Annotated in this window: 12 protein-coding genes; all 12 read left to right on the top strand. The window is 66.3% G+C overall.

Annotation, left to right across the window (positions count from 1 at the left end; all coding sequences use genetic code 11):
• Nucleotides 1-426: biotin/lipoyl-containing protein (locus tag ACLFQI_RS08035; protein ID WP_410758391.1), on the top strand; the 426-nt coding region annotated here is incomplete at its 5' end.
• Nucleotides 427-430: 4 nt separating this feature from the next.
• The gene (locus ACLFQI_RS08030; protein ID WP_410758390.1) at nt 431-1564 is read left to right on the top strand and encodes a sodium ion-translocating decarboxylase subunit beta; all 1134 of its coding nucleotides are present in this window, start codon (nt 431-433) and stop codon (nt 1562-1564) included.
• 113 nt (nt 1565-1677) lie between these two features.
• Entirely contained in the window at nt 1678-2220 is a 543-nt protein-coding gene (locus tag ACLFQI_RS08025) for a YceD family protein (protein WP_410758389.1), read from the top strand.
• Between the two features lie 23 nt (nt 2221-2243).
• On the top strand, nt 2244-2420 hold the full coding sequence (gene rpmF, locus ACLFQI_RS08020) for a 50S ribosomal protein L32 (protein WP_410758388.1): 177 nt from the start codon (nt 2244-2246) through the stop codon (nt 2418-2420).
• A 99-nt stretch (nt 2421-2519) separates the two neighbouring features.
• Entirely contained in the window at nt 2520-3575 is a 1056-nt protein-coding gene (gene plsX, locus ACLFQI_RS08015) for a phosphate acyltransferase PlsX (RefSeq protein ID WP_410758387.1), read from the top strand.
• Nucleotides 3572-4531, top strand: a complete 960-nt coding sequence (locus ACLFQI_RS08010) for a beta-ketoacyl-ACP synthase III (protein ID WP_410758386.1) — start codon at nt 3572-3574, stop codon at nt 4529-4531. The genes plsX and ACLFQI_RS08010 overlap by 4 nt, the downstream gene beginning before the upstream one ends.
• Nucleotides 4532-4546: 15 nt before the next feature.
• On the top strand, nt 4547-5491 hold the full coding sequence (gene fabD, locus ACLFQI_RS08005; RefSeq protein ID WP_410758385.1) for an ACP S-malonyltransferase: 945 nt from the start codon (nt 4547-4549) through the stop codon (nt 5489-5491).
• A complete protein-coding gene (gene fabG / locus ACLFQI_RS08000) occupies nt 5484-6239 on the top strand; it encodes a 3-oxoacyl-ACP reductase FabG (RefSeq protein WP_410758384.1) in 756 nt (251 codons plus the stop codon). The genes fabD and fabG overlap by 8 nt, the downstream gene beginning before the upstream one ends.
• Before the next feature lie 153 nt (nt 6240-6392).
• Nucleotides 6393-6629, top strand: a complete 237-nt coding sequence (gene acpP / locus ACLFQI_RS07995; RefSeq protein ID WP_200240133.1) for an acyl carrier protein — start codon at nt 6393-6395, stop codon at nt 6627-6629.
• 153 nt (nt 6630-6782) lie between these two features.
• Nucleotides 6783-8021 carry a beta-ketoacyl-ACP synthase II gene (fabF, locus tag ACLFQI_RS07990; protein WP_410758383.1) on the top strand — a complete coding sequence of 413 codons (1239 nt, stop codon included), beginning with the start codon at nt 6783-6785 and terminating at the stop codon, nt 8019-8021.
• Nucleotides 7984-8889 (top strand): aminodeoxychorismate lyase, encoded by a 906-nt coding sequence (pabC, locus tag ACLFQI_RS07985; protein ID WP_410758382.1) that lies wholly within the window; start codon nt 7984-7986, stop codon nt 8887-8889. Before fabF ends, pabC begins: the two co-directional genes overlap by 38 nt.
• Nucleotides 8886-10012, top strand: a 1127-nt coding sequence (gene mltG / locus ACLFQI_RS07980; RefSeq protein ID WP_410758381.1) for an endolytic transglycosylase MltG, incomplete at its 3' end; no start/stop codon positions are given. The genes pabC and mltG, both read left to right, overlap by 4 nt.

The raw sequence follows: 10012 nt of genomic DNA, 5'->3' as shown, positions 1-10012 counted from the left end.
GCACCGACCGCTGCACCGGCCGCTGCGGGGGCCACTGCTGTGGCTGTGACTCCGGCCGCGACGCCGACGGGCGTGCCGGCGGTGGGCGCCGAGCCCGAGTGCTATCGCGTCGAGGTCAATGGCAAGGGCTACGATGTCATGGTCTCGCCGCAGGGAGCGGTCGAGCGCGTGCGTACCACCGAGACCGCCGACGAGGTGGCGACCATCACCGAGGGGCGGGTGGTCACCGCGCCCATGGCCGGCACCATCGTGCGCGTCGAGGTGCGCGTCGATCAGGCCGTCGACTCGGGCGATGTGCTGCTGGTGCTCGAAGCGATGAAGATGGAAACCGAGGTGCGCGCGCCCTCGGCGGGTCGGGTCGGCGAGATTCGGGTCAAGGAGGGTGATGCGGTGGCGCTCGGCGCGCCGTTGCTCGCCTTGGGTTGACGCGATGGATGCATTGCTGACCCTCTGGCAGGCGACCGGCGTGGCCAACCTCGGTTGGCAGCAGGCGCTCATGGTCGTCATCGGCTGCGGGCTGATCTACCTCGCGATCGCGAAGCGGTTCGAGCCCTTGCTGCTGGTGCCGATCGGGTTTGGCGCCGTGCTCTCGAATATCCCGGTGGCCGGCATCGGCGGCCCCGACGGTCTGTTCGGGATGATCTACAGCGTCGGCGTCGAGACCGGGATCTTTCCGCTCCTGATCTTCATGGGCGTCGGCGCCCTGACCGATTTCGGCGCCTTGATCGCGCGCCCTTCGACCCTGCTGCTCGGCGCGGCGGCGCAGTTCGGGATCTTCGCCACCCTGATCGGAGCGGTGGCCTTGAATGCCTTGCCCGGTTTCGATTTCACCCTCCAGGATGCCTCGGCGATTGCCATCATCGGCGGCGCCGACGGGCCGACCGCGATCTTTTTGGCCTCGCATCTGGCGCCCGATCTGCTTGGGGCGATCGCGGTCGCGGCCTATTCGTACATGGCCCTGGTGCCGATCATCCAGCCGCCGATCATGCGCCTGTTCACCACCAAGAAGGAGCGTGCCGTGGTGATGGAGCAGCCGCGCCCGGTCTCGCGCCTGGAGCGCATCTTCTTTCCGTTCGTGGTACTCATCCTCTGCGGGCTGCTGCTGCCCTCGGCGGCGCCGCTGATTGGCATGCTGATGTTCGGCAACCTGCTGCGCGAGAGCGGGGTGGTGGAGCGTCTGAGCCGCGCGGCGCAGAACGAGATCATCAATATCGTCACCATCATGCTCGGGCTCGCGGTCGGCTCGCGACTGTCGGCGGACAAATTCCTCGCCATCGAGACCTTGGGGATCTTGGTGCTGGGGGCGCTGGCCTTCTCGATCGGGACCGCCGCCGGCTTGGTGATGGGCAAGATCATGTGTTGGGCGACGGGCGGCAAGGTGAACCCCTTGATCGGCGCCGCCGGGGTCTCGGCGGTGCCGATGGCGGCGCGCGTCGTCAATCGGGTCGGCCTCGAGAGCAACCCGCACAACTTCTTGCTGATGCACGCGATGGGGCCCAATGTGGCCGGTGTCCTCGGCTCCGCCGTGGCCGCCGGGGTCCTGCTCGCCTTGACCGGAGACTGAGATTGACAGCGACACCATCCCCGTTTTATATTTAATGGCTTATGTCGGTCTCTTTTCCGGATCTTCTCGACCCCCGAAAAGCGGTTGCGCAGCGCTCGGTCTTCGAAGGCGAGATGGCGTTGGGGCGTCTGCCGCGCCTCTCCAGGCTGCTGTGGCGAGGCGGCGAGGCGGCGAGCGCGCCAACCAGCGCAAGGACGCCCAATCAAGCGCATTACCGGTTTGAGTTTGGACGCGATACCGATGGACGCTCGACCGTGCTGGGTCGGGTCGTCGCCGAGCTGCCATTATGCTGTCAGCGCTGTTTCGAGCGCTACGACCTCAAGGTCGATGCGGAAGTCGTGCTCGCGCTGGTCGAGGGCCTCGACGAGGCCAAGGCCCTGCCAGCCGAGTACGAACCACTGATGCTGGAAGACCGGCTGATGCGGGCCTCCGATCTCGTCGAGGACGAGCTGATCTTGGCGGTTCCAGCGATCCCTCGCCATCCGGAGGGGGCGTGCAAACCACCGCCGGTGCCGAGCACGGTGGCGCGGTTGGTCGGCCTCGACGGGGATGGAGCGGCGCTGGAGGCGGATCGCAAACCAGGCGCGGATCGCCATCCCTTTGCCACCCTGGCGGCGCTGAAGACACCACGAGACGACACCGAAAGTCAGGACTAATCGCGACCCACGCGGAGATCGAAATGGCCGTTCAACAAAATCGCAAGACCCCATCGAAGCGCGGCATGCGCCGCTCCCACGACGCGCTCGCGCGTCCCACGCTGTCCGAGGATGGCACCACCGGCGAGATCCACCGGCGTCATCATGTGACTCCGGACGGCTTCTACCGTGGTCGCAAGGTGCTCGATAAGGACGCCTGAGGTCCATGGGTCGGCTTGTCCAGCTCGCCGCCGTCGCGATCGTCACGCGCGCATCCTCCCGCGTTTGCACGCGGGCTCTATCCCTGAGGAGACACCGATTTGGCTGTTCGACAGACCCTCGCGTTGGATGCCATGGGTGGCGATCATGGCCCCGGAGTGGTGGTGCCAGCGGCGCTGCGCTTTCTTGGCGAGCGTCAGGATTGCCGCTTGATCCTGGTCGGCCGCGAGGACGCGATCGCCGACCATCTGCCGCGCGCGGTCGAGGCTGACGAGCGCGTATGCGTGCGCCATGCCTCGCAAGAGGTGGCGATGGACGAGCTGCCCTCGAAGGCGTTGCGCGGCAAGAAGGATTCGTCGATGCGGGTCGCCATCGACCTGGTCAAGCAGGGCGAGGCCGATGCCTGCGTCAGCGCCGGCAATACCGGCGCGCTGATGGCGACCGCGCGCTTCGTGCTCAAGACCCTGCCGCATATCGACCGGCCGGCGATCATCACCGCCATTCCGGCGCTCAAGGGTCAGACGCACATGCTCGATCTGGGCGCGAACGTCGATTGCACCGCCGAGCATCTGTTCCAATTCGCCGTCATGGGCAGCGAACTCGTGCGCGCCGTGCAGGGGCTGCCGATGCCGCGCGTCGGGCTGCTCAATATCGGCGAGGAAGAGATCAAGGGCAACGATCAGGTGCGTGCCGCGCATGAGCTGCTGTCCGCGAGTTCGTTGAACTATGTCGGTTATGTCGAGGGGGATGACATCTACCTCGGCGATGTCGATGTCGTCGTCTCGGATGGCTTCGTCGGCAATGTCGCCTTGAAGGCCAGCGAGGGCGTGGCCACGCTGATCGCCCGGATGCTCAAGCGCCGCTTCGGGCGCAACCTCCTGAGTCGGCTGTCGGGCTTGGTGGCATTGCCGGTGTTGCGCGGCTTTCGCCAGGATGTCGATCCGCGCCGCTACAATGGCGCCAGTCTGCTCGGACTGCGCGGGATCGTGATCAAGAGCCATGGCGGCGCCGATGAACTCGCGTTCGAGCATGCCCTGCGCATCGCCGACCAAGAGATTCGCTCGCAGGTCATCGCGCGCATCGAGCGCGAGGTCGAGGCGCACCTGGGCGAGGCGCGGGCGATGTCCTTGCAAGCCTCCGCGCGGGTGTCGGCATGAGCCACTACGCGCGCATCCTCGGTACCGGCGGCGCCCTGCCGGCCAAGGTCATGACCAACCAGGACCTGGAGCGGTTGGTCGACACCTCCGATCGTTGGATCCGCGAGCGGACCGGCATTCGCCAACGCCACATCGTCGCCGACGACGAGACCTGCGTCGATCTGGCCGAGCGCGCGGCGCGCGCGGCGCTGGAGTCGGCGGGCCTCGCGGCCTCGGCGCTGGATCTGATCGTGGTGGCGACGACCACGCCGGATCAGACCTTTCCGAGTAGCGCCTGTCTGCTGCAAGAGCGGTTGGACAGTCATGGCTGTCCCGCGTTCGATGTGCAGGCCGTCTGCACCGGCTTCGTCTACGCCTTGGCCGTGGCCGAGAAGTTCATCGCCACTGGCAGCGCCAAATGCGCCCTGGTGGTGGGCGCCGAGGCCCTGTCGCGCATCATCGACTGGACCGATCGCGGCACCTGCGTGCTGTTCGGCGATGGCGCCGGCGCGGTGGTCATCGGCGCCGCCGACGAGCCGGGCATCATCTCGACGCATCTGCATGCCGATGGCGCCTATCGTGAGCTGTTGCAGGTGCCGGCCGGGATCGGCAATGGCGGCAACGGCTCGCCCTATATGCAGATGAAGGGCAACGAGGTGTTTCGCGTCGCCGTCACCACCCTCGGGGCGATCGTCGACGATACCCTCGCGGCGAACAAGATGACGCGCGCCGACATCGACTGGCTGGTGCCGCATCAGGCCAATCTGCGTATCATCCAGGCAACCGCCCGTAAGCTCGATCTGGCGATGGAGCAGGTGGTGGTCACGGTGGCCGAGCACGGCAACACCTCGGCCGCCTCGATCCCGCTCGCGTTCGATCAAGCCGTGCGCGACGGGCGCATCCAGCGCGGGCAGACGGTGCTGATGGAGGCGTTTGGCGGCGGCTTTACCTGGGGCTCGGCGTTACTGCGCTACTGACCATTGGAGCGTCCGATGAGTATGCATCCCGCTTTCTTCTTCCCCGGCCAGGGCTCGCAATCGCTCGCCATGCTCGCCGAACTCGCGGCCGTCCATCCGCAGGTGCGCGCGACCTTCGACGAGGCCTCCGAGACGCTCGGGCGCGATCTCTGGCGGCTCGCCCAGGAAGGCCCCAAGGCGGCCCTGGATCAGACCGTCAACACGCAACCGGTGATGCTGGCCGCCGGCGTCGCAGTCTGGCGCGTCTGGCGCGAGCAGGGCGGTGCCATGCCCTCGGTCATGGCCGGGCACAGTCTTGGCGAGTACAGTGCGCTGACGTGCGCTGGCGCACTGACCTTCGAGGATGCGCTGCGCCTGGTCGCCGAGCGCGCGCGTCTGATGCAGGCGGCGGTGCCGGATGAACAGGGCGCGATGGCGGCGCTGCTGGGCCTGGACGATGAGGTGGTGATCGCACTCTGTCGCGACCAGGCGCTGGGTCAGGTGCTGGAGCCGGTCAACTTCAACGCGCCGGGGCAGGTGGTGATCGCCGGAGAACGGGATGCGGTCGAGCGCGCGCTCGATGCCGCCAAGGCGGTTGGCGCAAAACGCGCGCTGTTGCTGCCGGTGAGCGTGCCGTCGCATTGTGCGCTGATGCGCGATGCCGCTGCGGAACTCACCGCGCGGCTGGAGCAGACGGAGCTGCAGCGGCCGTCGATTCCGGTGCTCCATAATGTGAACGTGGCGACGGCCGAGTCGCCCGAACAGATTCGCGCCGGTTTGGCGCAACAGTTGTTCAGTCCGGTGCGCTGGGTCGAGACCGTACAGGCGGTGGCCGAGCGCGGTGTCCGGCTGGCGATCGAGGCCGGCCCTGGCAAGGTGCTGACCGGCCTGAATAAACGTATTGACAAACGTCTGACGACCCTGCCCGTGTTCGAGCCAGACGGTTTGTCGCATGCACTTGAGGCAAGCGCCCATGTCTGATTCCCTTCTCGACGGAGAAATCGCCCTGGTCACCGGTGCCAGCCGTGGCATCGGCGCGGCCATCGCCGCAGAACTCTCGCGTCTCGGCGCCAAGGTCGCGGGCACCGCGACCACCGAGGGTGGCGCGGCGCGCATCGCCGAGCGGTTTGCCGACGCGCACCGCCCCGGCATTGGCCTGTGCCTGGATGTGACGCAGCCGAGTTCCATCGAGGCCACGCTCGCCGCGGTCGAGGAGCGGCTCGGCGGGCGCCCGACCATCCTGGTCAACAACGCCGGCATCACGCGCGATAACCTGCTGATGCGCATGAAGGATCAGGAATGGGACGAGATCCTGGAGACCAATCTCTCCGCGGTGTTTCGCCTCTGCAAGGCCTGCCTGCGCGCGATGACCAAGGCGCGCCATGGGCGCATCATCAATATCGGCTCGGTGGTGGGCGTCAGCGGCAATGCCGGGCAGTGTAACTATGCGGCCTCCAAGGCCGGGCTGATTGGCTTCAGCAAATCGTTGGCGCGCGAGATCGGTCCGCGCGGGATCACCGTCAATGTGGTCGCGCCGGGGTTCATCGATACCGATATGACGCGCGAGCTGCCCGAGGCCCAGCGCGAGGCGCTGCTCGGCAGCATTCCGCTTGGGCGGCTGGGGGCGCCCGAGGAGATCGCCGCCGCGGTGGCCTTCCTGGCCTCGCCGAACGCCGCGTATGTGACCGGCCAAACCATCCATGTCAATGGCGGGATGCTGATGGTCTGAACTCGGTCTCCTGGTTTGCAAAACGAATGATCATCGTTGGAGGGGCTTGGCTTGGCCGTCGTCGAGCTTTCGCCCGCCGTTGTTTGTCTCTAAAATGGCGCGGCCTCTCGTCAAGAGGGTGACGTGTCTCCACATCCTGAGGGTTGAATCATCATGAGTAGCGTTGAAGAGCGGGTACGCAAGATCGTTGTCGAGCAGCTCGGCGTCAAGGAAGAGGAAGTGACCATGGACGCGTCGTTCGTCGACGACCTCGGTGCCGACTCATTGGATACGGTCGAACTCGTCATGGCGCTCGAAGAAGAATTCGAGACCGAGATTCCGGACGAGGATGCCGAGAAGATCACCAAGGTCAAAGAGGCCGTCGATTACGTCAACGCGCATCTCGGTTGAGCCGGGCGCCGATGGTCACGCAGCGCGCGCGCGCGACTCGTGATCCTTTGGGTTCCTTGGCCGGGTTGAGGGGTTAGGCCTTCGGGTTACCCGGCAGTGGGCCTGTGATGTTTGGGCGGCCGCGTGTCGCCATCTAGCTTTGAGGGGTCATTCATGTCAGGCAGAAGGGTCGTTGTCACCGGACTCGGCATCGTCGCTCCGGTGGGTCTCGACATCCCGTCCGCGTGGGAGAACATCCTGGCCGGGCGGAGTGGCATCCAGCCAATCACCCACTTCGACGTGAGCTCCTTCAGTAGCCGCTTTGGCGGCCCGATCTATGGCTTCGACGTCACCCAGTACATCTCCAAGAAAGAAGCACGCAAGATGGATGCCTTCATCCATTACGGGATCGGCGCCGGGAGCCAAGCGATCGAGGATGCGGGCCTCGAGGTCACCGAGGCGAATTGTCGGCGCATCGGCGTTGCCGTCGGCTCGGGGATCGGCGGCATCACTGGGATCGAGAACAACTATGGCGCCTATCTCGATGGTGGGCCGCGCAAGATCTCGCCCTTCTTCGTGCCCGCCAACATCGTCAACATGGTAGCCGGCGATCTCTCGATCAAGTATGGGCTCAAGGGTCCGAATTACTCGATCGTGTCCGCGTGCAGCACCGCGACGCACAATATCGGCGATGCGGCCTTCATGATCCGTAGCGGCGTCGTCGACGCCATGCTGGCCGGCGGCGCCGAGATGGCGACCTCGCCGGTGGGCCTCGGTGGTTTCGCCGCCGCGCGGGCGCTCTCGACCCGTAACGACGATCCGCAGCGGGCCAGCCGTCCGTTCGACAAGGACCGCGATGGTTTCGTGCTCAGCGATGGTGCCGGGGTCATGTTGCTCGAGGAATACGAGCATGCCAAGGCCCGCAATGCGCGCATCTACGCCGAACTCGTCGGCGTCGGCATGAACTCGGATGCCTATCACATGACCGCGCCGTCGCTGACCGGCGAGGGGGCGAGCGAATGCATGCTGATGGCACTCGCCGATGCCGGGCTGGATAAGTCGTCGGTCGATTACATCAATGCCCACGGCACCTCGACGCCGGCCGGCGATATCGCCGAAACCAAGGGCATCAAGCACGCCTTTGGCGACGATGCCTATCGGTTGGCGGTGAGTTCGACCAAATCGATGACCGGACACATGCTGGGCGCGGCCGGCGGCGCGGAGGCGATCTTCACGGTATTGGCGATTCGCGATCAGGTGGCGCCGCCGACGATCAACTACGAGACACCGGACCCGGACTGCGATCTGGACTATGTCCCGAACACCGCGCGCGAGATGAAGATCGATCTGGCGCTGAGCAATTCGTTCGGCTTTGGTGGCACCAACGGCACCCTGGCCTTCAAACGGCTCTAGTCGGGCGGCGCCGCGTTGCCTCGTCAATGGCGAGGCGCGCGCGGATCTCGATGTCTCCGACCGTGGCCTCGCTTACGGCGATGGCCTGTTCGAGACCATCGCGATCCGCGCCGGCCGACCGTGCTGTTGGCCCGCGCATCTCGATCGGCTCGCGCTCGGCGCGGTTCGGCTCGGTCTGCCCGTGCCATCCCCGGCATGCCTGAAACGAGAGGTGACCCGGCTCGGTGCCGGTGTCGAACGCGGCATCCTCAAGATCATTGTCACTCGCGGTCCCTCGGCGCGCGGCTACCGACCACCGCCCGAGCCCAAGCCCACCCGCATCCTGATGCTCGATGAGCAGCCTTTGTCCGCGCTCGGTGCCGACACCGACGGGCTCGCGGCAGGCGATCGAGCCGCCCGCGTCCGCCTCTGCCGGACCCGGCTCGGAATCAATCCCCAGCTCGCTGGCCTCAAGCACCTGAATCGGCTCGAACAGGTCCTGGCGCGCTCGGAATGGGCGGATGGCCGCGTCGATGAAGGCCTGATGCTGGATATCGAGGGCCTGCTCGTCTGCGCGACCATGAGCAACCTGTTTCTGGTCGACGAGGATGGGGGTCTGCATACCCCACCGATCGATCGTTGTGGTGTCGCCGGGACGGCGCGCGCGCGCGTCCTCGAAGACGCCCGCGAGGCGGGCCTCGAGGTTCGCGAGCGACGCCTGACGCTGACCGATTTGGTTCGGGCACGAGGGGCCTTTTTGACCAACGCAGTGATCGGCCTCTGGCCCATGCGCGCCTTCGAGGAGCAGGCGTTCGAGCTGTCGCGGCTGCCCTGGGCATTGCTCGAGCGCGTCCAGGCGCGGCTGTTGCAACCGGAGTTCGAGTGGTGAAGGTCTTCCTTGCCGCCCTCATGTCGCTGATCCTGGTCGGGGCCGCCCTGTTCGGGGTGCTCTGGTTCGAGTATCAAGGGTTCCTGGCGACCCCGATCGAACGGGTGTCCGCGCCGCAAGCCGCAGCACAGGCCGAGGCGCAGAACGAGACGCAGCGCGAGGTGCAGGGCGAGGCACAGCGCGAGGTGCAGGGCGAGGCGCAGCGCGAGCCACGCGTCTTCGAGATCCGCCCCGGCACGCGCTTGCGCCAGTTGGCGACTCGGCTGACGGATGAGGGGCTGATCGAGGATCCTTATTTCTTCATCGCCCTGGCCTATCAACAGCGGCTTCAGGGGCAGATCAAGGCCGGTGAATATGCGCTGACCGAGGACATGCGGCCATTGGATCTGCTGCGACTGTTCGCCAGTGGCCGCTCGATCCTGTACCCAGTCACCCTGATCGAGGGCTGGACCTTTCGCGACGCGGTGGCAAGCCTCGCCGATCACGAGACACTGCAACAGGAGCTGACCGGCCTCTCGGAGCGCGAGATCATGCAGCGGGTCGGCATCGACGAACCGCATCCCGAGGGCTGGTTGTTTCCGGATACCTACCTGGTCGCGCGCGCGAGCACCGATGTCGATGTGCTCAAGCGTGCGCACGAGCGGATGCAACGGGTGTTGCACGAGGAATGGCAACAGCGCGCCGAAGGACTGCCGCTCAAGACGCCTTATGAGGCCTTGATCCTCGCCTCGATCATCGAGAAGGAGACCGGCCTGGCCGAGGAGCGCCCGGACATTGCTGGCGTCTTCGTCCGCCGATTGCAGCGCGGGATGCGCCTGCAGACCGATCCGACCGTGATCTATGGGATGGGAGAGGCCTATGACGGCAACATCCGACGCGCCGATCTGCGTCGAGCGACGCCCTACAACACCTATGTGATCGACGCGCTGCCGCCGACCCCGATCGCCCTGCCGGGGCGCGCGGCGATCCATGCCGCCCTGCACCCGGCCGACGGCGATGCGCTCTATTTCGTCTCGCGCGGCGATGGCAGCCATCATTTCTCGTCCACGCTCGAAGAGCACAACTGCGCCGTGCGCCACTATCAGCTCGGTGGCCGTTGTCGCCTGCTCGAGGAGGCGGCGCC

Origin of the sequence: Halochromatium sp., assembly GCF_046541315.1 — a bacterium.
Lineage (GTDB): Bacteria > Pseudomonadota > Gammaproteobacteria > Chromatiales > Chromatiaceae > Lamprobacter.
This window is presented reverse-complemented; position numbering and strand designations above follow the sequence as displayed.